The organism is Bartonella sp. W8122, assembly GCF_016102485.1.
Lineage (GTDB): Bacteria > Pseudomonadota > Alphaproteobacteria > Rhizobiales > Rhizobiaceae > Bartonella > Bartonella apihabitans.
The window spans coordinates 655,857-682,848 of sequence record NZ_JACFOO010000001.1 but is presented as its reverse complement, the minus strand read 5'-3'; the positions used below and the strand labels follow the sequence as shown (position 1 = coordinate 682,848).

Genomic DNA, 26,992 nt, shown 5'->3' with positions numbered 1-26,992 from the left:
CAAGCTTTCGACTTTCAAACTTTAATTTTATCAAATAACCTCAAGCGGCTGTTTTCGTGTTGGAGGCAAAAATATTTTATCGAGCGCTCGCAGGACATCGTGATCAAGTGTGAGTGCCAGCGCTTTGGTGTTTTCACGCAAATGTTTAATTGACGAGGTTTTCGGAATGGCAATCATCAGCGGATTGCGGATAACCCAAGCAAGAGCAAGAACTGATGGTGCAACATTGAGCTTTCTCGCGAGCTCCAGAAGATCACGGTCTTTCATAATGCGGCCCTGCTCGATCGGGGCATAGGCCATGACCGGAATATTATGGTCTTCACACCATGGGATAAGATCGAACTCCGGCCCGCGACGTGACAAATTATAGAGTATCTGGTTGGTCGCAATATGTCCTTTTGCGGCTATTTGTGCAAGATTTTCCATGAGTGCGGTATCGAAATTGCTAACCCCCCATGCGCCGATTTTGCCTTGTGTAACAAGTTTTTCCAGAGCTTCCACGGTTTCGCTCAAAGGAACGCTGCTTTGCCAATGAAGAAGATAAAGGTCGATTTGTTCAATTTTCAGATTTTTAAGGCTGCGTTCACATGCTTCGATTGTGCCTTTTCTTGAAGCATGGCTCGGCAAAACTTTTGAAACAACAAAGGCATCGTCACGTCGCCCGGCAAGCGCTTTACCAACCACTCTTTCGGAACCACCATTTCCATACATTTCAGCCGTATCAATGAGCTTCAATCCGAGATTAAGGCCGGCACGCAGAGAATCGGCTTCAATGTCTTCTGGAGAAATCCCCTCCCCCATACCCCATGTTCCCTGTCCTAAAGCAGGTACGATCGAACCATTTGGGAATGTTACTGTTTTCATCATTCTTCTCTTTTTCCAGCAAAAAAATTTTTGAGTAAACTGGAAGCCTGTCTTTCGCCCAAGCCCGAATAAACTTCCGGACGATGATGACATGTTGGCTGGCTATAGAAGTGGACACCATGCTCAACCGCACCACCTTTTTCGTCGCTTGCAGCAAAATAAAGTCTCCTGATACGGGCAAAAGATATGGCAGCTGCGCACATTGTACAGGGCTCCAATGTCACATAAAGGTCGCAATCGACCAATCGCTCGCTTTGAAGCGCCTCACAAGCCAAACGAATAACCCGCATTTCCGCGTGACCGGTGGGATCAAACTTTTTATGCGTGAGATTGGAAGCCTTGGCGATCACCTGCCCCTCCTTGACAATAACGGCGCCAACCGGCACTTCGTCATTGGCATTTGCCGAAATTGCCTCTTCAAGTGCTATTTCCATCGGCGTTTTTGTCATTTTTGCCTTTCAATTATTTTGAAGCGCCGGAACAATTGGATTTTATCCGTCGTTTGTGTCATTTATGACAGTTTATCAAAAACAACTGACGAAAGAGATTCCATATCAGAAAAAAATAAGCTAGAGCGGTAAAAAATGAACAATGCGCCCCGGTGCTTCTAAAGGATAATGTGAGATGACATATGATCGCGGCAATAAGAAACCGCAAAATGACCGGGGGGACACAAGAAATAATTTCGACCCACGTGGAAAAAAAGACAAAAAAAACCCGAAGGTCAAAACCGGTGATGAAAGTGATGGCAGTGAACGCATTGCCAAAAGGTTGGCGCGTGCCGGAATAGCCTCGCGGCGTGATGCCGAAACCATGATTGCCGCAGGTCGTATTGCGGTGAATGGCAAGGTTCTTGATACTCCCGCATTCAATGTCAAACGCACCGATGCAATTACCGTTGATGGCAAACCTTTGCCCCCCATTGAGCGCACCCGCGTCTGGCTTTACCATAAACGCGCCGGACTGGTGACGACCAACCGCGATCCGGAAGGTCGGCCAACTGTATTCGACAGTCTTCCGGAAGGTATGCCGCGCGTACTTTCCGTTGGAAGGCTCGATATCAACACCGAAGGTTTGTTGCTCCTCACCAATGACGGGGGGCTTGCCCGTGTTCTTGAATTGCCATCAACCGGCTGGGTGCGCAAATATCGTGTCCGTGCACATGGCAAAGTCACACAAGCCGATCTTGATAAATTGAAAGATGGTATTGCCATAGATGGTATTTTTTATGGTGCTGTAGAAGCAACCCTTGAACGCGAACAAGGAACGAATGTCTGGCTGACAGTGGCTTTACGAGAGGGTAAAAACCGTGAAGTCAAGAATATTCTGGGCGCTCTGGGCTTGACTGTCACACGCCTCATCCGCATCTCCTTCGGTCCCTTTCAACTTGCAGATCTTGAAGAAGGCGCTGTGCGCGAATTGAAAGGGCGCACACTGCGCGACCAGTTGGGTGAACGCCTTATCGAAGAAGCCAATGCCGATTTTGATTTGCCAATTTTGAAGCCTTTTTCCAATGCCCCTGTTGTTGGAGAACAAAAGCCGCGTGAAAAGCCTACTGTTTCGGATGACGGCTGGATTTCTTCAACACCGGAAGCACCCCGCTTTAATAGACGCTGGAAAAAAGCCGATTTTGCCGAACGTGGCCGCGACCAGCTTTCAACAAGGCCGGACAGTTTCAATAAACGGGGCGGTAGATTCGCAAGTAAATCTGCCCCGCTTAAAAAAGCTTTCGAGAAAAAGCCAGAAGCAGAACCGCAACGATTGCGTAGCGCCAATGTCTGGATGGCTCCCGGCGCCCGCCCTCAAACCGCGCATAAAAAATTCTGGCGCATGAGAGACGAAGAGGAAAGAAACGACAACGGCTTTGAAGAAAGAGCCGGTCGCCGTCATCCTCATCGCGCTTCACAGGGTGAAAGCGACACACATTTCAACCACCGTGAGAAACATTTCGACAAATCGAACCGCAAACCGGATTTCAAACAGAAATTCCGGAAAGACCGCTCGTTTGAAGACGATGATGCGACACGGGGCGATAGAAAAAGTCGGGATTATAAGAAAACCGGAAATTATGCTGGATCAATAAAAGAGCGGTCCGGCTATGGTCACGACCGTAGTTTTGAAGGCGGGAAAAAACAGTTTCAGCATCATTCAGGGGGAGCTGGCGAAAGACCGGCAAGAAAATATAATACAGAGCGGAAATTTTCCGAAAGGCGGGAATTTGATGCCCCTGAACGGAAGTTTGATCACCCTCGAAAAAACTATCGCAGTTCTTCTGAACATCACGAAGGTGGATTTGACTTTCCACGCCGTCATTACGGGAAGAAAAATAGGGATGTACAGAACCAGAAAAGATCATCCGGTTTTTCTGGCAACCGTTCCGAAAGACCATTTTCTTCCAAAAATGACCGCAGCGGGAAGAAAGCTTTTACCGGCAAGCCCGAAAAAGCAGGCAAATTTCTAGATCGTAAGGGCGGCGCCAAAGGAAACGGACGTTCCGATGGAGAACGTTCCGGTCGCCCAAATGGAGGATCAGGTGCGGGTCGTCGGCGGTAAATTTTCCGGTCGTCATCTTGCAACGCCCGCCGGACAGGCCATCCGTCCGACAACAGATCGCACGCGTGAAAGCCTGTTCAATATTCTGGAATCGCGGCAAGTGAATTTCTGGAATGGCAAACGCGTGCTTGATCTCTTTTCAGGAACCGGAGCGCTCGGCATAGAAGCACTTTCGCGCGGTGCAGAGACATGCACTTTTGTCGAACAGTCGGTTGAGGGGCGCGGGCTAATTCATGAAAATATAGAAGCCTTCGGATTACAAGGCGTTACCCGACTATTGCGCCGTGATGCAACCCGTTTAGGACAGATCGGAACAATGCAACCATTCGACGTTGTTTTTGCCGACCCTCCTTATGGGCATGGTCTGGGAGAAAAAGCTTTTTCTGCCGCTATCGAAGGCCAATGGGTAAGAAACAATGCGCTTTTTGTGCTTGAAGAGACAAAAGAAGCCACAATTCGCTTACCCGACATTTTTAAGCTTGACGACGAGCGCCATTATGGTGGCACAATTATTTATATATATATGTTACAATTGTGATCATACATTCGCGAGAGGATTTGCCTGTGCCTGAATTGATGAGAAAAACGTTTTTGAAAGCGACGTTTGGCGTTCTTTTATCTACGAGCGCGCTTTTTCCTCTTTATGCAGCGGAAACGAGCGAGAAAACCCCGACAGAGTCACAAATGACAACTTCAACCACTCCGGATCTTCCGGAAATCGCAAAATCGGGCCCGACACAAAGCTTCACCTTGAAAAATGGTCTTCAAGTTGTCGTCATTGAAAATCATCGTGCACCGGTTGTCACACAAATGATCTGGTACCATGTCGGTTCTGCCGACGAACCGAAGGGGCATACAGGCATTGCCCATTTCCTTGAACATTTGATGTTCAAAGGCACAGCAAATCATAAAGATGGCGAATTTTCGAAATTCATTGCCAAAATCGGCGGCGAAGAAAACGCTTTCACCTATTATGATTACACCGGTTATTATCAAAGCGTTGCTTCCGATTATCTCGAAACAATTATGGAGTTTGAAGCAGACCGGATGGAAAATCTGGTTTTGACAGACGAAGTGATAGCGCCGGAAAGAAACGTGATCATTGAAGAAAGACGTATGCGTACCGATAATAATCCGGATGCAATGCTAGCCGAGGAAACGCGGGCAACATTATTTATGAACAGTCCCTACCATAATCCGGTGATCGGCTGGAAACAGGAAATGGAAAAGCTGACACGCGATGACGCGATCGCTTTCTATAACAAATATTATACCCCGAACAATGCAACCCTCATTATTTCCGGTGATGTTACGGCCGAGAAAGTGCGTGAACTCGCGACAGAGATCTACGGGAAACTACCTGTCCGTTCACAGATTGGTCCGCGTATTCGCCCTCAGGAGCCTGAAAAGCAAACGCTGCGCACAGTGACAATGCACGACCCGCGTGTCACCGAGCCAAGTTTCCAAAAAATGTGGGTGGTTCCTTCCTATCACAATGCAAAAAACAAAAAAGAGGCTCAAGCACTCGATTTGCTTGGAGAGATTCTCGGTGGTGCACCGCGTGGACGGCTCTACCAGTCATTGGTTGTGAAAACCGGTTCGGCCGCGTCAGTGGGCGCAAATTATAGCGGCAATGCAGTCGACGACGGTGTATTTTACCTCTACGGAATGCCTCGGGGAGGCGCAAGTCTTGAAGATGTTCAAGAACAAATTGCTCATGAACTTGCCGAAATCCGGAAAAATGGCGTGACAAAGTCCGAACTTGATCAGGCACGCAACCGCTTTATCAAGAATATGATTTTTTCACTGGACAGCCCTTCCGGTCTCGCGCAAATTTACGGTAGCTCCCTTTCGGTTGGAATGACGATAGAAGATGTAACACATTGGCCCGATAGACTGAAAGAAGTGACAACAGATGATATAAAAGCGGTCGCCAATCGCTATCTTGATCCCGACAAAAGCGTTACCAGCTATTTGTTACCTCCGGTTGGCGAAGGAACATCCGCAAATATCAATCAAAGCAAGAAAAACAAATGAGGATTGCTATGAACAAGAAATCGAATATTTTTCATTGTGCTTCAATCCTCGCATTCTCGCTTTTTTTGGGCCTCGGTTTGGGAATAACAACCGCAAGTGCCTTGAATATAGAAAATGTGACATCAAAAAAAGGGATCCATGGCTGGCTCGTTGAAGATAGAACCGTGCCGGTTGTAGCAATCCAATTTTCTATTGGTGGTGGAACAACACAGGATCCGGAAGGCAAAGAAGGTTTGGCAAATCTGATGACCGGACTTTTTGATGAAGGTGCCGGTGATTTCGACTCCCAGTCCTTTCAAGGCCGGCTTGATGATCTCGGTGCAGAAATGGCATTTTCGGTCAATCGTGACCGGATGCGCGGCAGCATGAAAGTGCTCGCCGATAATCGCAAAGAGGCTTTCAACCTGCTTGCGCTTGCTGTTCAGAAGCCCCGCTTTGATGATGACGCTATTGATCGTATTCGTGAACAATTGGTGGCTGAACTCAAAGCATCTGAAAAAGACCCGAAAACCATTGCCCAAAATCGCCTTTTGACATTGATCTACGGTAAGCATCCTTATGCCCGTCGCGGGGAAGGAACACCCGAAACGCTGACAAGTATAAATCACGATGATCTCGTCAAAGCACATCACAACATGTTTGCCCGCGACAATATCCATATCGGCATTGTGGGTCCTGTTTCACCGGATGATGCCGCAACAATCATTGATCAAATATTTGGCGACTTGCCAGAGAAAGCCGTGCTTCAAAAAGTAGAAGAAGCAAAACTCAATCTGGGTGGTATGGCGAATGTCAATTATGATTTGCCACAAACATCCTTGATGCTTGTTTACCCCGGTATCAAACGTAATGATCCGGACTTTTTTGCTGCCTATTTGATGAATTATGTTCTGGGTGGGCCCGGTCTTACCTCGCGCCTGTTCTCGGAAGTACGTGAAAAACGCGGCCTTGCTTATACTGTCGGTTCGTCTTTGATGCTTTATGACCATTCGGCAAGTTTGGCTATTTCTACCGGCACCCGTTCGAGTGAAGCTCAAAAAACCCTTGCAACCATTCGTAATGAAGTGAAAAGAATGGCCGATGAAGGTGTGAGCGAACAAGAACTCGAAGATGCAAAAAGTTACGTGATCGGTTCTTATGCTGTGCAAAATATGGGGTCATCCTCGGAAATTGCAGCAACACTCGTCGGCTTGCAGGATGAAAAATTACCGATTGATTATATTGATCAAAGACGCGCACTTATCGAGGCTGTAACCCGTGATCAGGTCAAAGCGATCGCAGAAAAGCTACTTCGTCCGGAACCGGCTTTATTGGTCATTGGTCCGTCAAAAGGTTGAACAAGCGGGTCTTGATTCTCTAAAAATCATGAAAGCGGCCGGTTTTGTCTATTTGTTGGCGAGGCGCTCTATCGACTCCTCTATAATGCCGACTCGACTAAAAGGGTCGGCATTTTAATAAAATGCATTCATCCGGTTTTATTTTTTTGCTTCAATCTCAAATGTTCGCGTTAAAACATAAGAATATATAAATTTCACGAAGAGTGCCGGACCATTTTTACTGAAATCAATTGATCTCCGGTTTATAATTTTGAAAATAGTCGCCGTTATATTTCTGAAAACTGCTGTTCATTCTGCATAAAGTTTAAAAAATTGTGAGGGTCTTCATCACAGTGCCTGATCTCCGAGATTTTACCTACATTTAATGAAAAGAATTGAGTTTTATAGCTTAAGTTTTTATAAAATCTCATACAAAATGATCGAGAGGAATCTTCTATGGTCCATGATAGCCAAATTGATAAAGCTTCGGCATTGGTCGAAGCAGCACGCAAAGCCGGCGCCGATAGTGCTGATGCAGTCATCATCGGCTCACGTTCGGTAAGCGTATCGGTGCGTCTTGGCAAAGTGGAATCAACCGAAGCATCGGAAAATGATGATTTCTCGTTACGGGTATTTGTCGGCAAAAGGGTAGCGAGTATTTCGGCAAACCTTTCGGCCGACCCGATAAGCCTTGCCGAACGGGCGGTTGCCATGGCCAAAGTTTCACCTGAAAATCCTTTTGAAGGTTTGGCTGATCGCTCTCTCCTTGTTAAAAATCCGAAAGATCTTGATCTTTACGATCCTTTTATACCCGACAGCAAACGCCTGACAGAAGAGGCCTTGGAGATTGAAAACGCGGCATTGTCGGTAAAAGGTGTCACCAATTCGGGCGGTGCAACCTCTGCTTATGGGAGCGGCGGTCTGGTTCTTGTCACCAGTGACGGTTTTTGCGGCAGTTATCAATCAAGTCGCTTTTCCTATTCATGTAGCGCACTTGCCGGTGAAGGCACGGCGATGGAGCGTGACTATGATTATACAACAGCTCTTCACCACGACGCTCTCGATGAGACAACTAAAATAGGGAAAAATGCCGGTGAACGTGCGGTTCGGCGGTTAAATGCGCGAAAGCCAAAAACCGGAACTGTCAATGTTATTTTCGAACCGCGCATGGCACGCGGTATTGCAAGCCACATTGCCTCAATGGTAAATGGCGCCGCCGTTGCACGCAAAACCAGCCTGTTGCAAAACCGCATGGGCGAACAAATTATGAAGCCGACAATTACGGTCACTGATCAACCGTTGAAAAAACGCGGCAATGCCTCCCGTCCTTTTGATGGCGAGGGTGTCGAGGGAACGCCGCTCAATGTCATTGAAAATGGCGTCCTCAAGCACTGGTTTTTATCTTCATCTGTTGCCCGCGAACTTCATCTTGAAACCAACGGTCACGGTGTACGGTCTGCTTCATCGGTGCAACCGGCAAGTACCAATTTTGCGATTGAACCGGGCGATAAAACGCCGGAACAAATCATGCAGGAAATCAAAACCGGATTTTACGTCACCGAATTGGTTGGCCATGGTGTCGATCTTGTGACAGGTCAATATAGCCGTGGCGCTTCAGGTTTCTGGATTGAAAATGGCGAGCTTGCTTATCCGGTAAGTGAAGTAACGCTAGGCTCCAATCTACTTGATATGTTGGCTCATCTTACACCGGCAAGTGATATTGACCGTCGCTATGGCACGGCAGCACCCACTCTGTTGATTGAAGGAATGACCCTTGCAGGCAAATAGTACAACCAATTCGGAAGATCTGGAGCTTATCGTCAATGCTGCCCATCAAGCGGGAAAGACGGCTTTAAGCTATTTCGGACACGACCCTAAAGTCTGGATCAAACCGGGAAATTCACCGGTGAGCGAAGGCGATTTTGCTGCCGATAAAGTTCTCAAAGAAATTTTATTGAAATCCCGCCCCGATTATGGCTGGATATCGGAAGAAACCAGAGATGAACGCCCGCATAGCGACTATAAACGATATTTTGTGGTTGATCCGATTGACGGAACACGTGGTTTTCTTTCCGGTTCGAAACATTGGTGTGTATCTGTCGCCGTCATAGAAGACGGAATTTCGCAAGTTGGCGTTCTTGATTGTCCTGCAACCCGTTCGGTCTATAAAGCTGAAAGAGGTAAAGGAGCAAGCCTTAATGGCAATAAGCTTCCGCTTATAGAAGGTCATGAGGGAAAACTCGTTGTTTCTGCAACCGGAAAACTTGAAGCCAAGCTTCCGGAAACCTTCAAATCACAGGTCAGTTTTGCCCATTACCTGCCTTCACTTGCCTATCGTATTGCACTTGCTGCAGAAGGAAAGATCGACATCGTTCTTGTCAAACCTGACAGCCATGATTGGGATATTGCCGCTGCCGATCTTATTTTGCAGGAATGTGGCGGTGCAATAAAGGATATGGACGACAAAGAGCCGCTTTATGGAAAAGCGCCTTTCGAACACGATTTTTTGATTGCAGGCATGAACAGCGAGCTTAATAACGTGATAGATATTGTCCGTAAAATTCGATTGGGATAATCGTTTAACGACTCGAGAATGGGTAGAGAATAATAGGAGGTCTATATGAGCGCGACAGGTGAACCAAAACAATTGTTGCATCTGGTCTTTGGTGGAGAATTGAAGAATCTCGATAGCAACGAATTTCGTGATCTCGATAATCTTGATATCGTTGGAATCTTCCCCGATTACAAATCTGCCGAAGCTGCCTGGCGAGCAAAAGCCCAGTCAAGTGTCGATAATGCTTTGCAACGTTATTATATTGTGCACCTTCATCGCCTGCTCGATCCTGAACATTCCGGTAGCAAATAGATATTTGCCAATTTTGAAACGAACCAATACAGTTTTAACACTTTTTGAAGCATTTTCGCATTCTTCGCAGAGCATTTGATTGCCATGTCTTGATCTTGGCCGGAGATTATGACAATGACATTTCGTGGTCTCGGACTGGCTTTTCAAATGCCTTCGCGGGCTTATATTATTTTCAAGTAAGAGGATTGCGGCCAGCCTCGTGAAAAGTGATTGGTTCGACAGTTGAATGACTGAAAAGAAAAAACAAAAAAAATCGGATATATTGAACCGCTTGTGGCGTAAAATCCGCTATCCACTGATGAACGCCCGTGTAACCAAAGCGATTGTTGTATCGCTTATGGCCAATTATTTGCGTCTGGTTTATTGGACCAATCCACGGCTTAAAGGTTCGGATGACCCGCAAAAGGCTCATGATGCCTATAACCCGTTCATTATTACATTCTGGCATGGGCGTCATATTATGGGGCCGTTTTTGCGCCCGAAAAAAGAACATATCATTGCCATGTTTTCGCGCTCTGCTGATGCCGAGATCAATGCACGGGTCGGTGAAAAACTGGGGCTTGAAACAGTGCGCGGTTCGGGCGGACGATCCAAACACCAGAATACCGATAAAGGCGGTGCGAGGGCGCTTCTCACGTTAAAACGCGCCTTGCAAGAGGGTAAAACGGCGGCAATGATTGCTGATATTGCTCATGGAACAGCGCGCGAAGCCGGTAAGGGTATCATATTGCTTGCCAAAATATCCGGCCGCCCCATTGTCCCTTATATCTATTCCTTTTCTCATGTAAAAATTTTGGAAAAAACATGGGACAAAACCGTAATTCCGCTCCCTTTCGGACATTCCATATTTCTGATGGGAGATGCATTCTATGTTCCTGAAGATGCCGATGATGACCTCATGGAGCAAAAACGCATCGAACTTTCCGATATTATGAACCGTCTGACGGACGAGGCAGAAAAACGTCTTAGGGAAGGGAAATAAGGGGGGCAATCATGAAAGAATTCAAGGCGCGAACAGCATTATATCTTTATCGCGTTGCGGGCGGCTTGATCCGACCTTTCGTTCCCTTCTATCTATCTTTAAGGGCGGCACGCGGCAAGGAAGACCCGCATCGAAAACGCGAGCGTATGGGGCGCACCGATAAAAAGCGTCCCGAAGGACCGCTTATCTGGCTTCATGCCGCAAGTGTTGGTGAAACGCTGGCACTCGTTCCCCTCATTGAACGCATCTTGCAGCTTCATATCAACGTGCTTTTGACAACCGGCACAGTTACATCTGCAAGTCTCATTGAAAACCGGTTTGGCAGTCGGGTTATTCATCAATTTGCGCCGCTCGACATCAAACCGGCGATAAGAAGATTTCTTGATCACTGGAAACCCGATCTGGCACTCGTTTGTGAATCCGAAATCTGGCCATTGCGCATTAGCGGACTTGCGCGCCGCCACATTCCGCAAGTTATGGTCAATGCACATATGTCCGGCCGTTCATTCCATTCATGGCAAAAGCGGTCGGCTCTCGCTTCGCACATTTTCAGACAGATAGATGCGGCCATCGGACAAAGCGAAAGTGATGCCGAACAATATCATGCGCTCGGTGTCAAAACAGTTGCTGTTTCGGGAAATCTGAAAGCCGACATTGCACCGGCAGCCGACAAACACCTGTTAATGCAATATCGGGAAAGTCTGCATAACCGGCTGGTTTGGGCGGCCATCTCCACCCATGAAGGCGAAGAGAATATTGCTGCCGAAGTTCATCTTGCTTTAAAAACACGATTGCCCAATCTTTTGACAATCATTGTGCCCCGTCATCCTGAACGGGCTGACGAGATTATGGAAGAGCTTGCTAAAAAGTCTCTCAATGTCGTCCGGCATAGTGAAAAACAAATGCCCACCGATGATACAGATATTGTTCTCGTGGACACGATTGGCGAGATGGGCGTGTTTTTGCAACTTGCAAAAGTATCCTTTATCGGCAAATCTTTAACAGAAACCGGCGGGCACAATCCGCTTGAACCCGCACTTTTAGGATCTGCCATACTGACAGGCCCGCATGTGGAAAATTTCAAAGATACGTTCGATGTATTTTTTGCCAATAATGCTGCAAGAGTCGTTGAAGATGCGACGCAACTTGCTGTCCAGCTCAACACACTTTTGACCCACGAACCGTTACGCTATGAAATGATCGAAGCTGCTTATGATACGGCTACCAATATGAGCGGAGCGCTCGAGCGCACGTTAAAAGTGCTCCGCCCGTTTATTGATCCGTTGATCATGCAGGCAAAACTTCATCATCAGGATACCAATCATGGTTGGTGAAGCACCCAATTTCTGGTGGAACGACCAAAAATTGATGCGTTGGCTTTTGCTGCCGGTTTCGTGGATTTACGGTTTTTTTGCCCGCCGTAGAATGGAACGGGAAAATATTCCGGTGATTGATCTTCCGGTTTTGTGTGTCGGCAATTTTACGCTTGGTGGAACGGGAAAAACTCCCGTCGTCATCAGCCTTGCGGAAGCGGCCAAAAAACTAGGTCTTAATCCGGGAATTATTTCGCGTGGTTATGGTGGTGAAATACATAGCCCGCATTTGGTTGACCCCGAATTTGATAAGGCTCGCGAAGTCGGTGACGAACCATTGCTTCTTGCCCGACATGCACCGGTTGCTGTAGCAACCGACAGATTGGAAGCCGCAAAACTTTTACAAAAACAAGGATGCAATCTCATCCTGATGGACGATGGTTTTCAAAGTCGCCGCCTATTCGTCGACTATGCTTTGATGGTGGTGGATGGCATGCGTGGCTTGGGGAACAATGCAGTATTTCCGGCGGGGCCGCTCCGTGCACCGCTTGTAACCCAACTTGTCTATACCGATAGTGTACTGATGATCGGCAATGGTGACAAAGGTAACCAAGTTATCCATATGGCAGCCCGTGCAGCAAAACCTTTAAACTTTGCCCATCTTGTGCCCTCTGCCAGCGATGCTGTTTCGGGCAAAAAATTTCTCGCCTTTGCCGGCATAGGAAATCCGAAAAAATTTTTCCGTTCGATTGGCGAATTGGAAGGCAAAGTTGAACAAACGCGGATTTATGCCGACCATCATTTTTATACAGATTTCGACCTTGATGACATTATCGGCTCGGCCAAGGCAAAACACCTTTCCATTGCTACCACCGCAAAGGATTTTGCCCGTTTGAAAACCGATGGACAGGACAAGAAACTTGAAAATCTTGTTGTGTTCGATGTCGAGGTTTCTTTTGATGATCCGGATTTTTGTAAGCAACGGATAAATGAAACACTCGAAGCGTTCAAAAACCGCGCTTTTGAGGAATAAAAAAGCGCCTCATATGGGCGCTTTTATTTAAATGCAATGCAAAAACCGGCAGTAACGCTTATTTTTTAAGTGTTGTGCCCAAAAGCTTACGCAAACGGGGATCGCATTCAAGTTCACGGCGATAGGAAATTTCGCAACTTGCATAAGCTTCCTGACGTGATGCACTCCAATATCTTAGCTCGTCCAGCGGAATTTTCTCGCCTGTAATTGCACATAAAACATAGGTTCCGTGTGTTAAAACTTCATAATCGCCACTCAGGTAATGGAGTTGCGCCTCGCGTTCACCACCGGGAAACATCATTATTCTAAACCTTTCAGATTGCTTATCGGCGATGATTATAAAGCGTTAGCGAAAACTATAAAAGCCTTAAATCCTTCGCTCACGAAACTATTGATCTCGATTCAAACATATCATGCATTTCGAGGGAGTGACTTTCTATCTCCTCTATCTACTATCTCATAGAGGCGATTTTCGTTTCTGTTCAAGATTTTTTCCATCCAAGTTTTCTGCGCCTATCGGGCACAAACGGCCCGAACCGGAAGCTAGACGGTTTTTGTTATGAGAGGAAAACGCGCCGGTAAATTCCAACCAATAGATTCACTGTAACCTGAGGTGCAAATTTGTTTTGTCTAAAATCGAATCTTCAAACTTCTTGATTGCTGAAAGATAGACGCTCTTAAAGACAATCAACGGCGGCCGAACAATCTTTCAATATCGGTAAGCTTCAACTCGACATAGGTCGGGCGTCCATGATTACAGGTTCCCGAACCCGGGGTCGCTTCCATCTGGCGTAAAAGCGCATTCATCTCTTCCGCACGCAACAAGCGGCCGGAACGCACCGAACCGTGGCAGGCCATGGTTGCCGCAACATAATCGAGCATGGCTTTAAGCCCGTTTGTGGTATCATAATCGGCAGCTTCATCAGCCAAATCGGCAATAAGGCCTTTGACATCCACCTCGCCAAGCATGGCAGGTGTTTCGCGGACCGCGACAGCACCGGGGCCAAAAGGTTCAATTTTCAAGCCGAATTTTTGCAGTGTCTCAGCATGTGCCAAAAGCCGCGTTGCGTCTTCTTCCGGCAATTCCACAATTTCGGGAATAAGCAAGATTTGGGATGGCAAAGGCTTGGAATAAAGTGCCTTTTTCAGAGCCTCGTAAACCAGCCTCTCATGAGCTGCATGTTGATCGACGATAATGAGGCTGTCTTCAGTTTGGGCAATAATATAGTTTTTATGAATTTGGGCGCGTGCAGCACCAAGGGGAAAACGCTGTTCCTCAACGCTTGGAATTTCCATTGCCGGACGGCTATCTGTTGTTGGTTGATCGAGATCGCCCAAGACATTTCCATAGTCTTCATTGAAGCCTGATAAAGGCGCATTATAAAGCGGTTGGTTGACCATTTGCGCTGCCGGTGGCACAGGCGCTCTTGAAAAAGAATTATAGGAAAAAGCTCTATTATTATAATAGGTCGGGCGCGGCGGAACAGATGATGAAGGTGGAACACCATCAGGACGAAAGCTTTTAAGCATAGCGTCTGCCCCCGTCGTTGCAGGGTGAATGCCGGCATGGCTTAAAGCTTCGCGAATGCCACCAACAATAAGCCCGCGCACAAGCCCCTGATCACGAAAACGCACATCCGCCTTTGCCGGATGGACATTGACATCAACATCGGATGAAGGAAGATTGATGAAAAGCACACAAATCGAATAGCGGTCGCGCGCCATTGCATCGGCATAAGCCCCGCGAATGGCGCCAAATATCAATTTATCGCGCACAGGTCGGCCGTTCACATAAGCAAACTGATGAAGACTGTTACCCCGATTGAATGACGGTATGCCTGCAAAGCCTTTAAGCTCCACCCCTTCTCTTACCGCGTCAAGAGTAATAACGTTGGGGGCAAAATCTTTTCCCATAATCTGGGTAATACGCTGTAATTGCGCCTCTTCACCTGTACCGGTCGCGGGATAGTCAAGCATCGAGCGATCTGTACCGGAAAGCGAAAAACGGACATTCGGAAATGCAATGGCAATCCGTTTGACAATATCGGTTATCGCATTGGCTTCGGAACGATCTGTTTTCATGAATTTGAGACGTGCCGGTGTGACATAAAAAAGATCGCGCACTTCGACAATTGTTCCCGCGTTACCGGCTGCGGGACGCGGCCCATCAACATGTCCGGCATTGACAACAATTTCAGCCGCATGTTCCGAAGAAGCTGTGCGTGACACCAGTTTCAACTTTGAAACCGACCCGATTGACGGCAAAGCTTCACCACGAAATCCAAGTGAATGGATGTCGTGAACATCATTGTCAAGTTTGGATGTGCAATGGCGCGAAATTGCCAGTTCAAGTTCGTCCTCGGCAATACCGCACCCGTTATCGGACACGCGGATCATGCTTTTTCCGCCGCCGGCTGTCACAATTTCAATCCGTGTCGCACCGGCATCAATAGCATTTTCGACGAGTTCCTTGACCACACTTGCCGGACGCTCGATCACTTCGCCCGCTGCAATCTGGTTAATTACGGTTTCACTGAGATGATGTATTGTCATGAAGCCGTTATAACCAATTTATGAACCGGCGTATAGCAAAAGCACATTTGTGCTCCGGCATTATCCCCCTTGAATAGATAATCCTGATTGAGACCATATTAAAAAAGCACAAGCTTTTTAAAAAAGCTTGCGCTCATATTTTGAACAATCCGGATAACGGATTTATCAGAGTGTCGCGTTCAATGCCTGTTCGACATCTTCCAGCAAATCGTCAACATCTTCGAGACCAACCGAAAAGCGCAACAATCCGTCACTGATACCAAGTTCGGCACGTGCTTCGGGACCGATGCTCTGGTGGGTTGTGGTTGCCGGATGGGTCATGATGGAGCGTGTATCTCCAAGATTATTGGAAATAAGCGGAATTGTCAGATGATCGCAGAAGGAAAAAGCGGCCTTTTTGCCACCCTTCAATTCCAAGGCAATCATTGTCGAACCGCCTGTCATCTGCTTTTTTATAATATCCCTTTGTGGGTGGTCATCACGTCCCGGGTAAACACATTTTGCGACCGCCTTATGCCCACTGATAAAATCGGCAAGTTTTGCTGCCGAGCGTGTCATTTCTTCAACACGAAGCGGGAGCGTTTCGAGACTTTTCAACATGAGCCATGCGACATAGGGGCTCATTCCGGGCCCCGTATGACGGAAGAAGTCCTGAAAATTTTCTGTCATCCATTCTTCACTAGATAAAACCATTCCACCGAGACAGCGCCCATGCCCGTCAATATGTTTGGTGGTCGAATAGACAACGACATCAGCACCAAGTTCGAGCGGCTTTTGATAAAGCGGCGTCGCGAATACATTATCGACAATCACGGTTGCACCAACTTTGTGGGCAAGTTCCGAAACCGCTTTAATGTCGACTATTTCCAAAGTCGGATTGGCCGGTGTTTCAAAAAATATCCCGCGTGTATTGGGGCGAATTGCTTTTTCCCAATTTTCGATTTTGCGCCCGTCAATGATTGAAACCTCGACACCATAACGGGGCAAAACTTTTTCAATGATATAACGGCAGGAACCGAACATGGAACGGGCTGCAACAAAATGGTCGCCGGCTTTCACAAAACATAAAATAGCTGTCGAGACAGCAGCCATTCCCGAAGCAAGCGCGCGTGCACTTTCAGCCCCTTCCAACGCACACATACGTTTTTCAAACATATCGTTGGTCGGATTTGCATAACGTGAATAGACAAAGCCCGGATCCTCTCCGTCGAAACGCCTTTCGGCCGCTTCGGCACTCGGATAGGTAAAGCCCTGGGTTAAATAAATCGCTTCACAGACTTCTCCATAAGGAGAGCGTTGAGTCCCCGCATGAACCATTTCTGTAGCGGTACGGTATTTACGATGCGGATTAAGTGTCATAAGTCACCTGCTTTCATCAAAAAAACCTTTGCCGTCATGGTAAAGATTGAAAAACAAGATGCCAAAAGTCCGCTTGATCTCACGGCCTTTTAGCATTTCAAGAGGATTGAATGGAATCGGCACCGAAGACTTTACGTTGTCATCCGAACGCGTTTATATTCCATAAACCCCAAGCGTGGCTGCAAGCCGGCCGGCCAAATCACCACGGGATAAATCTTCCATATTCTCTTCAATAGCTTGCGTCAATCCATGAACAGGTTAAAGAGATAACGGGAAATAACAAAAGGTATTCATCATGGTACGCTCAAGCGGCATTCTGGCAGATAGCGATATTCAGGGTTTATTTGAAAACAATATTTTGAAATCGGATCGCCCGTTAGACAAAGATCAGATACAACCGGCCAGTCTCGATTTGCGATTGGGCAAAAAGGCCTATCGTGTCCGCGCCTCTTTTTTGCCCGGGCCTGACAAACAAGTTATTGATAAACTTGAACAATTCAAACTGCATGAATTCGACCTTACAAACGGTGCAGTGCTTGAAACGGGTTGTGTCTATATCGTGCCGCTGCTTGAAACACTTTCGCTGTCAAGTGATTTATCGGCCTCAGCCAATCCAAAAAGTTCAACCGGACGGCTCGATATTTTTACCCGCGTCATTACTGACCATGCACAAGAATTTGATAAAGTAACAAGCGGCTATCACGGAAAACTTTACCTTGAAATTTCCCCGCGCACTTTCCCAGTGATTGTGCGCACCGGTTCACGATTGTCACAAATCCGCTTTCGCAAAGGCAACAGCACACTTAACGAAAATGAGCTTATTGCCCTTCATAAAAAGGAAATGCTGGTTTCCGACAACCATCCCACGATCACGGCAAGCGGCGTCGGACTTTCGATTGATTTAACCGGTAATGATAAAGGGCTTGTCGGCTACCGTGGCAAACATCATACCGGTGTTATTGACGTTGATAAACGCAACGTCGCCGAAGTGCTCGATTTTTGGGAACCGATCTATGATCGCGGCTCGCATTCACTTATTCTTGATCCTGACGAATTCTATATTCTGGTTTCGCGTGAGGCAGTTCACGTTCCGCCGCTTTATGCTGCCGAAATGACACCGTTTGACCCGTTGATCGGCGAATTTCGTGTTCACTATGCCGGTTTCTTCGACCCCGGCTTTGGCAGCAATGAAGCGGGCGGCAAAGGTGCTCGTGCGGTTCTCGAAGTAAGAAGCCATGAAGTTCCCTTCATTCTCGAGCATGGACAGATCGTCGGTCATCTTGTCTATGAACATATGCTCAAACGGCCCAATTCACTTTACGGTCGCGATCTCGGTTCCAATTATCAAGCCCAAGGACTGAAGCTCTCAAAACATTTCAAATGTGCCGAATAAACTTACCGGAGCAGACAAAATAGAGTCCTGAACCAACCACCATCTGCAACACCATTGCTACCCACTGACGTGGCAATGGTGTTTATACATGCAATGTTTGACCGATAACTAAAATCTGCCGGTGCTTATATTCGTTTAACCGCTTTATCTGACACACTTGATATCAAGCTTGTTGATCTTAAAGTTCTGAATATTATTCACTGGATCAAGGCGAATTGAAGTTTTAAAGCCGTTTTGCGAATCTAAAATAACCGTAACATCCTGATGCCCAGGATGCAGCAGAGGCTGAATATAGGTGCTTTTTTCATTAAATTGCTGATCATCCGCCTTCAGAAAGTACACTTGAAAGACGGAAGCTTTTTCAAGATCTAAATCTGCTTTTACTTGAAAAGTAGTACACCCCTTAATCCTTTCACGATCTAAATTAATAAAGATTTGTGCATCATTACCAGTTGCAACAAAATGACCTAGACTGACTTCTTTTAATTCAAACATTTGATGATTTTCCGAAATGGACTCGCGATTATCATAATGGAAAACGGATTTGTCTAAGGTACCAATGACATTGCTCATGTTGAGGTATTTTGAATTAGGCTGATTTGAAAGTTTAATAAGAAACACATTATCAACTTTTCTTACCGAATCTTTTGCTGGCCAGCTTGGCATTTTTAAGTATTCCTCAAAATACCGTGCTTTATCGCTATCTTCCGCTGATGGAACAATATTGTTGTAACCAATTAACTTCATAAAAGCGACAATTCTCTCAATACTACCGTACGGTATATCAAAAAATGACCCGCCCGACGACATCCAAGGTGCTCTTTCTAAGTTAGTTTTAAATGCGATAGAACCATAAACGTCTACCACCATCGGCGTATGCAGATCACCACCCTTCTCAATAAGTCGATCGTAAATTTTTCCAGCTAACGCAACATCGTATTGATAAGCCAGCTTCTGATTTGTTGTGTAATAAGAGACAAAATAGACGCTTTGTATAAGCGTCAAACAGGTGGCAAGTACGACCACAAATTTTACAAGCGATTTAGAATGATGATAGAGATAAAATGAAAAGAACCAAACCACAAAGGGCATCGCAAGTCCTAGGCGAGTAAGGAATATGGAGCTAAAAAGGTGTTGTATAAATGGGATTGTTATTATAGCAATAGAAATAATTACATTAAAAACTTTTCTTTTTAAGGTTATATTTATAAAATACAACAACACTATTATAGTTACGCCAAAAAAATAAAAGTTAAAAATTTGTTTATTTTTAATAGCAAACTTATAAATATCATGAGAAACAATTGATAGTCGTCCAAGTGGATCGTTAGTAAATAACTTTATATCTAAAAATGACCCTATATAACCAACGTTTACATTATATATAATAAGAAGTATTTTAAACATCAATCCGTAAATTAGGGTTGATACAAATAATGCTAAAATGCAAATTAACAGTGACTTTAATGATTTTCTAGTAAAATTATTAAATTTCACTAAAATCATTGAAAATATTATGACTGCTAAACAATAAAAATACGCTTGGTAACTTGATATCGAAACAAAAAAACATAATACTGTATAAATAAAATATCTTTTGCGATATGTTTCAATGAAGTCAGATAGAAAAAATATACCTAGTCCACACGAAAGAATACCAATGGAAACAGCCGGTATATTGGAATAAAATTCCAATAGAAAATACCAGACTGGAAAAGCACAAAAAATACCAAATGCAAGTACATCAAAAACGCCAATTTGGTAATGACGGAATGCTCGCAAAATAAAGGCATATGACAAGGTTGCACAAATGCCAAAAAAGAATTCATTATAGAATATAATAACTGATTGTTTTATAATATATTTTTCAAGAAAAAAACCTACAATTCGTCCTTGCGCTAACCAAACTTCTGGAGTCGTCCGCCAAAAAGCAATTTCATCATCAGCACTTAATGTATAGGTTGTGAGGCATGGCAGATAAAGCACTATGTAAAGTCCAAACAAAAGAAAATACGGATAATATTTGGACAGATCATCGTTAATTGCTTTAGTATTTGTTTTCATAGGAGTGACTCGCAGCAAAATGCATCAGGAGGAATGATATTGAAGAGGTAAAACACAACGTAAAGAAAATAGATAACCGAGGGATATTAAATATAAATATTAATATCTGATTACAAGCCAAACCGAGAAAAAAACAGATGATATAAATTATTGCGAACTGAATGCTTGTTTTTGAATGGTTCTCTTTCTTTACGCTAAAAACGAAGTATGGATAGACTACACTAACAAGAATAACTCCGACACACCATGAAATACAATAAGATACTGATGAGGAAACAATAAATAAAAATAGTTGATATACAACTATTGTTATAATCGTATTTATCGAACCGGCAATTAAAAAAAGAAATATATTCTTCTTTAACTTTGCTATATCATAAAAAGTGTTCTTCATTTAACAAAACTGAGAAATGTGTCATAATCTCTTATGTAGTCAGCTTCATCATAGGGAAGTGATGCCAACACCAAGAGTACAGCGTCACTAGAAAATTTATACTGTATACCCCATGTCATTGGAGCGAGATAAAGACCAATATTTGGCTTATCCAACACCACTTCTTTGCGCTGCTTTCCATCGTCGACAATAACGGAAACACTCCCGTGAGCAGAAATCAAGAATTGTCGACAGTTGTGATGAGCATGTTCACCTCGTACATATTGACCCGACACACCATAAACCATAAAAACCCTAACCGGTTCGAAGGGTAAGCCTTTTTTTATTTCCAATGGAACAAGTTCGCCGCGCAAATCAGAAAAATGCGGCAACCCCTCAACAAAACAGTCATTGACTTCTAGATCAAGGCGTTGGCCTACCGATAATCTCCCCGTTTTAACAAACAAACTTAATCTCTGAAATTGTGTATTATTTTCATAACCGATAATCGTAGCGGGATTGCCAACAACTCTAGCAAAAGGCGGTACATCCCTTGTAACTACTGCGCCAGCACCAACCATTGCACCTCGTCCTATATGAATATTAGGTAAAACCGTTGCGTTGGCACCGATAGAAGCACCGTCTGCAATAATAGGGCCTAGATATTTCTCAGGGTATTGTTTGGAGTGTGGATAGACATCATTACAGAAAGTAGCATTGGGACCGATGAATACATTATTACCAACGCGGGTTCCATCCCATAATTGCACGCCACATTTTACGGTAACATTATCACCAAGTACAACATCATTTTCAATAAAAACACCATCGCAAATATTACAATTTACGCCAATTTTCGCACCCTGCAAAATATGTGCAAACGCCCATACACGCGTTCCCTCACCAACAGAAATTGATTCACATAAGGACTGCGGATGCTTAAAAACTGACAAGATTTTCACCCTTTATAAATGTGTTCTGCACAGTAATTGATAAGGGATAGGGGACGTTTTTTACTATTCTCAAAGGTACGCCACAAATAGACGCCGATTACCCCCTGAACCATCAAGATGATTGATGTGGAAAAACAAATCAACACAACAATGACCGTATAACCCGGCACATGGATAAAATCCAGCAATCTGGCACAGATGACCCCGACCCCAACCATGAAACTAACAAGACTGCCAATAACTCCTACCCATAATATTAAAAGGATGGGAAGGTCTGAAAATGAAAAGACACTGTCCATCATATAGCGTAGCCGACGAGAAAAATTCCAGCCACTTGATCCCTTTTGCCTCTTTTGTCGGTCATACTCAACAAATCCCCGACGGTAGCCAACCCAAAAGAGCTGCGCAACTAATGAACTATTCGTCTCTTTGAATTCAAGTACAGCTTGTCTAACCTTATCATTGCATCCGAAAATATCTACGCCACCTCTGGGAACATCTGTCACTATGAAACGCCGATAAAAAGACCAAAAAGTTTTGGACAAAAAAGTTTTCACTGCTCCGTCATCCCGACTTTTTCGAACACCGAAAACAATATCGGCTTCATCAACAGCCAACTTTTCAAACATTTGTTGAACCAAAGAAATTGGCTCCTGCATATCGGCAGCCATAACAGCAAACAATTCGCCTTTCGCTTTTTCAAGCCCTGTACGAATTGCTACGAAAGAGCCAAAATTTCTGCTGTGAAAAATAATTTGTGAGTTAAAAAGCATAGAGGTCTGAGCTTCCAAGAGCATTTGCCCACTTCTATCGGGGGAGCCATCAATTACAAAAACAACCTCCAGCTTGAACGATACATCGCCACTCCACCTATTTAGAAGTTGAAGCAAATCTGGAATATTTTCTTCATTTTTATAAACTGGTATAATAAGAGAATACATTGATTTTACTACTTGTTTTTATCCCAATTGTTGACCAGACCAGCTACCAAATCAACTGATTGATCAGTCAGTGAAGGATAACAAGGCAACGATAATACATCTGAGCAAGCTCTTTTTGTAATATTTACTCCATTTGGAGCTAAAGCTTTTGGAAGATTTTTCCATCCTTCTTGATCAAAATCGGCAATCGGATAATGGATAGCCGACTGAACACCATTTTTATTCAAAAAACGACTAAGTTCATCACGCCTTTTGCATTGAATAACACACAAATGTGCAACGTAGTCAATTGGGCTTTCAACAAGATTTATACCAGATGGTAATGCTTTTTTATAGCGCTGGACAATTTCAATTCGACGGGCATTCCACCCGTCAAGTTTAGGTAATGATAAACGCAGAAAAGCGGCTTGAATCTCGTCCATACGTGAATTTCGCCCATAAGCTCTATCAATTGAGTATTTACCAGCCCAACCATACTGGCTCAGAGCACGTGCTATATTCATTAATTCTTCATTATTGCTAACAATTGCGCCAGCATCTCCGATTGCTCCGAGATTTTTCGTTGGATAAAAACTGAACGTTGCAATATCTCCCAACGTTCCTACTTTCTGCGTTCCAAGTTTGGCACCATGTGCTTGAGCGCAGTCTTCCAAAATAAGAACATCTTGATAACCTGCTCCATCAAGCTTTTTACGCAATGTTTTTACGTCTGCAACCCCACCATAAAGATGAGTAACTACAACAAATGAAGTTCTGGGCCCTACACAGGACAACGCCGAATCCATATTCATCAGAAGGCTTTGACTATCAATATCCGCATATACCGGTTTCAGACCAACCAACCGACATGCTATTGAACTGTACCCTCCTGCATTACCGACAGTAACCACTTCGTCATACTGCGCTCCTCTGACTTCGATAATAGTCCGCATTGCAATTTCTAGTGCATCTGTTCCGTTAGCTAGAGGTAGACAAAATTCAATGTTAAGATAGTTTGCAAATTCTTCAGCAAAAGCACTTGTTTCCTTGCCATTCAACCACCACCCCGATGTGATAACGCGTTTTGCAGCAGCCTCACGCATATGGTAAAAATCGCTAGAGAAACTAGCTAAATCGTTAAATAAAACTGAGTTTTCCATATCACTAACTTTATAAACAATCCTATCAAAACCAAAACACTAAATTCATCTAATACAGGATAATATCCTGTTCTTCATACAAGCCAGCTTATGATTTTAACGTAACTTTGTTATTTTATGCTAAACAGTTACTGCACAAAAAGCAATCTAAACTACTACTGCACAAAAAGCAATCTAAACTACGTTTTTCAGCGAAAAACCAAAAATCGTAACGTACGAACATTTTAAACCGCTTTGAGTAGAGAGTGCTTGACAAAAAGCGTTAAAGATTGCATCCGTGTGTCACGCATTTTGCGGGTATGATGTAATGGTAGCCTGTCAGCTTCCCAAGCTGAACGCGCGGGTTCGATTCCCGCTACCCGCTCCAGCTCTTTGACTGTTTCCTGCTGCCCTTATCTCGTATTTTTCTCGCTACTTATATTTTTTAATTTATAATAATTTTAAACAAAATATAATCATTTTCGTGATTTAAAAAACAGAATTTTTATATTGCGTTTTATAATTATTATAATTCTATATTTACTTTATTTAAATATATTATACGAAACAACATATCTAAACTTATGTTAAATTTATCTAATTATTGAAGAGAAAATTTTTTGTATAAAATATTGTTATATATTTATCTTATAAAGACCATCATTCATCACACTCATATGAACGGCTGCCGAATTGACGCTGTTTTGACTTTATGCAAAAGCTTTCCAAAAACAACAATCTGAAAAACCCCGAATTTGTTTCCAATCAGTGGGAAGTTCAAATGATAAAGTTCAAAAATGGCCCGTCGAGAATGACCGTTTGTCTGGTTATTCTGTTAAGCTTGCTGGTATTGGCAGCGGGGCTTTATTTCACTCTTCTTGGCGGCTATCTCATTTATCTTGGCAGCCGGACATGGTATTATCTGGCGCTCGGTATCCTGTTGCTTCTGTCGGGTTTGTTCATGATCCGGCTCAACCGTTTCAGTGTATGGATTTTCGCTTTTATCTATGTGATGAGCGCAATATGGTCTTATCATGAAGCAGGGCTTGATTACTGGCAGCAATTTTCCAATCTCTTTGCTTTGTCTGTGGCCTTTTTTCTGGTGTTGCTTGCCTATAGAGCAATGGCAAAAAAACAGGGGAAAATCGCAGGCTCCACATCACTTGTTTTGGCTGGTTTGGTGTTTATCGGCATGGCGGCAACAATTGTGAGTTCGTTTATACCGAAAAATGTCATCCACGCGGCAGAAAAAGCCACGCCTGCACGACCGGTGCAACCGGCTAATGAACAAAAAGACTGGAAAAACTGGGGCAATGACGATTATGGTAGCCGCTTTGCAGCCCTTGACCAGATAACGCCTGCCAATATCAAAAAACTTGATGTGGCCTGGATTGCCCATACCGGTGACATTCCCCAAAGTAACGGCTCGGGGGCAGAAGACCAGAATACCCCGCTACAGATCGGCACCAATCTTTATGTTTGTACTGCCTATGGCAAGGTGCTTTCATTCGACGTCGATAGCGGAAAACAGAACTGGATGTTCGACCCTCACGGGACCGGACCCAACTGGCAACGTTGCCGCGGCTTGGGTTATCATGAGACACAGTCAATCAAAGCTGTGAAAGCTGATAATACCTGCGAAGCGCGGCTGTTTTTGCCAACGGGAGACGCAAGACTCATCGCACTTGATGCAGCAACCGGAAAGCCTTGCGAAGAATTCGGAGATAAAGGTACTGTCGACCTTAAAACCGGCATGGGTGAAGTAAAACCCGGTTATTACCAACAAACATCGACACCACTTGTTGCCGGTGACGTTGTCATTGTGGGCGGGCGCGTGGCCGACAATTTCTCGACCGATGAACCGCCGGGGGTTGTCAGAGCCTATGATGTGAACGACGGTCATCTCGTCTGGGCCTGGGATCCGGGTAATCCCGATATTCACGGACTTCCGCCGGAAGGGCAAACCTATACACGTGGAACACCGAATGTCTGGGCGGCAATGTCATATGACGAAAAACTCGGGCTAGTCTATTTACCGACAGGCAATTCAACCCCCGATTTCTGGGCCGGCTATCGCACAGCCGAAGATGATAAATACTCGTCTTCCGTTGTGGCTGTTGATGTGAAGACCGGCGAGGTGCGTTGGCATTACCAATTTGTGCATCACGACATCTGGGATTTTGATACGCCCGCACAACCCGTTCTGCTTGACGCTCCCGATAATGACGGCAATATCGTACCTGCACTCGTTCAGGTGACAAAACAGGGAGAGGTCTTCCTGCTTAACCGTGAAACCGGCGAACCGATTGCGGATGTCGAAGAAAAACCGGTACCGCAAGGGAATGTTGCCGGTGAACGTTATTCGCCAACACAGCGTTTCTCCGTTGGAATGCCGTCATTCGGCAATGCAACTTTAACAGAAGCCGATATGTGGGGAACCACACCGTTCGACAAGCTTCTATGCCGGATCGAATTTGCCAAAATGCGTCATCAGGGTGTGTTCACCCCTCCGGGGCTTGATTATTCATTACAAATGCCGGGTTCACTCGGCGGTATGAATTGGGGATCTGTCTCGATTGATCCGACATTGAACTATGTTTTCGTCAATGATATGCGCCTTGGCCTTGCCAATTATCTTGTCGAGCGCAAAGATATTCCCGAAAGTGCGTCCGGCATCGAAATGGGTATTGTCCCCATGACCGGAACACCTTTCGGTGCTATGCGCATGCGCTTCCTTTCGCCACTTGGAGTTCCTTGTCAGAAGCCGCCTTTTGGCACAATGTCGGCAATTGATCTCAAAACCCGCAAAATTGTGTGGCAGGTTCCGGTTGGCACTGTCAGGGATACGGGGCCGCTCAATATCGCACTCGGCGTACCTGTTCCTATCGGAATGCCGACACTTGGAGCCTCTTTAGCAACACAATCCGGCCTTGTGTTCTTTGCCGGAACGCAGGATTTCTATTTGCGTGCGTTCGATAGCCGCACAGGCAAAGAAATCTGGAAGTCGCGTTTGCCTGTCGGCAGCCAGGGCGGCCCTATGACTTATATTTCGCCAAAAACCGGCAAACAATATATTGTCATTACCGCAGGCGGTGCCCGTCAAAATCCGAAACGGGGTGACTATGTCATTGCCTATGCTTTGAAGGATTAACTGTTATAAAACGATAAAATTTTCCGGTTCCCAAACGTTTGAAATATCCCCAATGTTGGACCCCTCTAAAACCGGACCCGCCGCATTCATGTGGCGGGCTTTTAGACATTATTCAATATTATT

Annotated in this window: 21 protein-coding genes, 1 tRNA gene, 1 pseudogene and 1 riboswitch; of the genes and pseudogenes, 13 read left to right on the top strand and 10 right to left on the bottom strand. The window is 45.0% G+C overall.

The genetic code is table 11. The features are described 5' to 3' along the window. Nucleotides 1-30: 30 nt before the first annotated feature. Nucleotides 31-864, bottom strand: a complete 834-nt coding sequence (locus H3S83_RS03020; protein WP_198239645.1) for an aldo/keto reductase — start codon at nt 862-864, stop codon at nt 31-33. Continuing rightward, a complete protein-coding gene (locus tag H3S83_RS03015) occupies nt 864-1,313 on the bottom strand; it encodes a nucleoside deaminase (RefSeq protein ID WP_198238871.1) in 450 nt (149 codons plus the stop codon). The genes H3S83_RS03020 and H3S83_RS03015 overlap by 1 nt, the downstream gene beginning before the upstream one ends. A gap of 175 nt (nt 1,314-1,488) precedes the next feature. Here H3S83_RS03015 and H3S83_RS03010 point away from each other — a divergent pair. From H3S83_RS03010 to lpxK, 10 genes and pseudogenes are all read left to right on the top strand, one after another. After that, a pseudogene (locus H3S83_RS03010) lies at nt 1,489-2,829 on the top strand (pseudouridine synthase); the annotation flags it as partial. Between the two features lie 568 nt (nt 2,830-3,397). Next, nucleotides 3,398-3,955: a 16S rRNA (guanine(966)-N(2))-methyltransferase RsmD gene (gene rsmD, locus H3S83_RS03005; protein WP_370541359.1), complete on the top strand. Its 558-nt coding sequence runs from the start codon at nt 3,398-3,400 to the stop codon at nt 3,953-3,955. Nucleotides 3,956-3,981: 26 nt separating this feature from the next. After that, nucleotides 3,982-5,454, top strand: a complete 1,473-nt coding sequence (locus tag H3S83_RS03000; RefSeq protein WP_370541327.1) for a M16 family metallopeptidase — start codon at nt 3,982-3,984, stop codon at nt 5,452-5,454. An 8-nt stretch (nt 5,455-5,462) separates the two neighbouring features. Continuing rightward, on the top strand, nt 5,463-6,791 hold the full coding sequence (locus H3S83_RS02995; protein WP_246741705.1) for a pitrilysin family protein: 1,329 nt from the start codon (nt 5,463-5,465) through the stop codon (nt 6,789-6,791). A 435-nt stretch (nt 6,792-7,226) separates the two neighbouring features. Continuing rightward, nucleotides 7,227-8,558: a TldD/PmbA family protein gene (locus H3S83_RS02990; protein ID WP_198238868.1), complete on the top strand. Its 1,332-nt coding sequence runs from the start codon at nt 7,227-7,229 to the stop codon at nt 8,556-8,558. Continuing rightward, on the top strand, nt 8,545-9,345 hold the full coding sequence (locus H3S83_RS02985) for a 3'(2'),5'-bisphosphate nucleotidase CysQ (RefSeq protein ID WP_198238867.1): 801 nt from the start codon (nt 8,545-8,547) through the stop codon (nt 9,343-9,345). The genes H3S83_RS02990 and H3S83_RS02985 overlap by 14 nt, the downstream gene beginning before the upstream one ends. Before the next feature lie 45 nt (nt 9,346-9,390). Beyond that, nucleotides 9,391-9,636 carry a DUF4170 domain-containing protein gene (locus tag H3S83_RS02980; RefSeq protein ID WP_077970212.1) on the top strand — a complete coding sequence of 82 codons (246 nt, stop codon included), beginning with the start codon at nt 9,391-9,393 and terminating at the stop codon, nt 9,634-9,636. 226 nt (nt 9,637-9,862) lie between these two features. Continuing rightward, nucleotides 9,863-10,618, top strand: coding sequence for a lysophospholipid acyltransferase family protein (locus H3S83_RS02975; protein ID WP_198225330.1), 756 nt, complete (start codon nt 9,863-9,865; stop codon nt 10,616-10,618). Nucleotides 10,619-10,629: 11 nt separating this feature from the next. Further along, on the top strand, nt 10,630-11,952 hold the full coding sequence (gene waaA, locus H3S83_RS02970) for a lipid IV(A) 3-deoxy-D-manno-octulosonic acid transferase (protein WP_198238866.1): 1,323 nt from the start codon (nt 10,630-10,632) through the stop codon (nt 11,950-11,952). After that, nucleotides 11,942-12,964: a tetraacyldisaccharide 4'-kinase gene (gene lpxK / locus H3S83_RS02965; protein WP_198238865.1), complete on the top strand. Its 1,023-nt coding sequence runs from the start codon at nt 11,942-11,944 to the stop codon at nt 12,962-12,964. The genes waaA and lpxK overlap by 11 nt, the downstream gene beginning before the upstream one ends. Before the next feature lie 58 nt (nt 12,965-13,022). On the opposite strand, the gene H3S83_RS02960 is transcribed toward lpxK, so the two are convergent. The 3 genes from H3S83_RS02960 to H3S83_RS02950 form a co-directional block, all read right to left on the bottom strand. After that, nucleotides 13,023-13,262 (bottom strand): DUF2093 domain-containing protein, encoded by a 240-nt coding sequence (locus tag H3S83_RS02960; protein ID WP_078040300.1) that lies wholly within the window; start codon nt 13,260-13,262, stop codon nt 13,023-13,025. Nucleotides 13,263-13,651: 389 nt separating this feature from the next. Beyond that, nucleotides 13,652-15,517, bottom strand: a complete 1,866-nt coding sequence (gene mutL, locus H3S83_RS02955; RefSeq protein ID WP_198238864.1) for a DNA mismatch repair endonuclease MutL — start codon at nt 15,515-15,517, stop codon at nt 13,652-13,654. Between the two features lie 165 nt (nt 15,518-15,682). After that, a complete protein-coding gene (locus tag H3S83_RS02950) occupies nt 15,683-16,876 on the bottom strand; it encodes an O-succinylhomoserine sulfhydrylase (RefSeq protein WP_078038978.1) in 1,194 nt (397 codons plus the stop codon). Between the two features lie 172 nt (nt 16,877-17,048). After that, a riboswitch (SAM riboswitch) is annotated at nt 17,049-17,083 on the bottom strand. Nucleotides 17,084-17,171: 88 nt separating this feature from the next. Between H3S83_RS02950 and H3S83_RS02945 the strand changes: the two genes are divergently transcribed. After that, nucleotides 17,172-18,269: a 2'-deoxycytidine 5'-triphosphate deaminase gene (locus H3S83_RS02945; RefSeq protein WP_210327910.1), complete on the top strand. Its 1,098-nt coding sequence runs from the start codon at nt 17,172-17,174 to the stop codon at nt 18,267-18,269. A 144-nt stretch (nt 18,270-18,413) separates the two neighbouring features. Here H3S83_RS02945 and H3S83_RS02940 read toward each other — a convergent pair whose 3' ends face one another. The 5 genes from H3S83_RS02940 to H3S83_RS02920 form a co-directional block, all read right to left on the bottom strand. Beyond that, a complete protein-coding gene (locus H3S83_RS02940; protein WP_198232804.1) occupies nt 18,414-20,255 on the bottom strand; it encodes a glucosyltransferase domain-containing protein in 1,842 nt (613 codons plus the stop codon). Between the two features lie 61 nt (nt 20,256-20,316). Continuing rightward, complete coding sequence (locus H3S83_RS11665) at nt 20,317-20,727, bottom strand: GtrA family protein (RefSeq protein WP_198221258.1); 411 nt, start codon at nt 20,725-20,727, stop codon at nt 20,317-20,319. Next, nucleotides 20,724-21,659, bottom strand: a complete 936-nt coding sequence (locus H3S83_RS02930) for a WxcM-like domain-containing protein (protein ID WP_198238863.1) — start codon at nt 21,657-21,659, stop codon at nt 20,724-20,726. The genes H3S83_RS11665 and H3S83_RS02930 overlap by 4 nt, the downstream gene beginning before the upstream one ends. 5 nt (nt 21,660-21,664) lie before the next feature. Further along, nucleotides 21,665-22,600 carry a glycosyltransferase gene (locus tag H3S83_RS02925; protein ID WP_198238862.1) on the bottom strand — a complete coding sequence of 312 codons (936 nt, stop codon included), beginning with the start codon at nt 22,598-22,600 and terminating at the stop codon, nt 21,665-21,667. A gap of 8 nt (nt 22,601-22,608) precedes the next feature. After that, nucleotides 22,609-23,739, bottom strand: coding sequence for a DegT/DnrJ/EryC1/StrS aminotransferase family protein (locus H3S83_RS02920; RefSeq protein ID WP_198238861.1), 1,131 nt, complete (start codon nt 23,737-23,739; stop codon nt 22,609-22,611). Nucleotides 23,740-24,032: 293 nt separating this feature from the next. On the opposite strand from H3S83_RS02920, the gene H3S83_RS02915 reads away from it, so the two are divergent. Next, nucleotides 24,033-24,106 (top strand) — tRNA-Gly (locus H3S83_RS02915). Nucleotides 24,107-24,499: 393 nt separating this feature from the next. Beyond that, the gene (locus tag H3S83_RS02910; protein ID WP_198238860.1) at nt 24,500-26,869 is read left to right on the top strand and encodes a membrane-bound PQQ-dependent dehydrogenase, glucose/quinate/shikimate family; all 2,370 of its coding nucleotides are present in this window, start codon (nt 24,500-24,502) and stop codon (nt 26,867-26,869) included. Nucleotides 26,870-26,992: the final 123 nt, after the last annotated feature.

What these genes read in the sequence shown, in the direction of transcription:
- H3S83_RS02960 (WP_078040300.1), bottom strand. Translation starts at nt 13,262, where the DNA reads ATGTTTCCCGGTGGTGAACGCGAGGCGCAACTCCATTACCTGAGTGGC.
- mutL (WP_198238864.1), bottom strand. Translation starts at nt 15,517, where the DNA reads ATGACAATACATCATCTCAGTGAAACCGTAATTAACCAGATTGCAGCG.
- H3S83_RS02980 (WP_077970212.1), top strand. Translation starts at nt 9,391, where the DNA reads ATGAGCGCGACAGGTGAACCAAAACAATTGTTGCATCTGGTCTTTGGT.
- H3S83_RS02950 (WP_078038978.1), bottom strand. Translation starts at nt 16,876, where the DNA reads ATGACACTTAATCCGCATCGTAAATACCGTACCGCTACAGAAATGGTT.
- H3S83_RS02975 (WP_198225330.1), top strand. Translation starts at nt 9,863, where the DNA reads ATGACTGAAAAGAAAAAACAAAAAAAATCGGATATATTGAACCGCTTG.
- H3S83_RS02995 (WP_246741705.1), top strand. Translation starts at nt 5,463, where the DNA reads ATGAACAAGAAATCGAATATTTTTCATTGTGCTTCAATCCTCGCATTC.
- H3S83_RS02910 (WP_198238860.1), top strand. Translation starts at nt 24,500, where the DNA reads ATGATAAAGTTCAAAAATGGCCCGTCGAGAATGACCGTTTGTCTGGTT.
- H3S83_RS03020 (WP_198239645.1), bottom strand. Translation starts at nt 864, where the DNA reads ATGAAAACAGTAACATTCCCAAATGGTTCGATCGTACCTGCTTTAGGA.
- lpxK (WP_198238865.1), top strand. Translation starts at nt 11,942, where the DNA reads ATGGTTGGTGAAGCACCCAATTTCTGGTGGAACGACCAAAAATTGATG.
- waaA (WP_198238866.1), top strand. Translation starts at nt 10,630, where the DNA reads ATGAAAGAATTCAAGGCGCGAACAGCATTATATCTTTATCGCGTTGCG.
- H3S83_RS02945 (WP_210327910.1), top strand. Translation starts at nt 17,172, where the DNA reads ATGGTACGCTCAAGCGGCATTCTGGCAGATAGCGATATTCAGGGTTTA.
- H3S83_RS02990 (WP_198238868.1), top strand. Translation starts at nt 7,227, where the DNA reads ATGGTCCATGATAGCCAAATTGATAAAGCTTCGGCATTGGTCGAAGCA.
- H3S83_RS02920 (WP_198238861.1), bottom strand. Translation starts at nt 23,739, where the DNA reads ATGGAAAACTCAGTTTTATTTAACGATTTAGCTAGTTTCTCTAGCGAT.
- H3S83_RS02925 (WP_198238862.1), bottom strand. Translation starts at nt 22,600, where the DNA reads ATGTATTCTCTTATTATACCAGTTTATAAAAATGAAGAAAATATTCCA.
- H3S83_RS11665 (WP_198221258.1), bottom strand. Translation starts at nt 20,727, where the DNA reads ATGAAGAACACTTTTTATGATATAGCAAAGTTAAAGAAGAATATATTT.
- H3S83_RS03015 (WP_198238871.1), bottom strand. Translation starts at nt 1,313, where the DNA reads ATGACAAAAACGCCGATGGAAATAGCACTTGAAGAGGCAATTTCGGCA.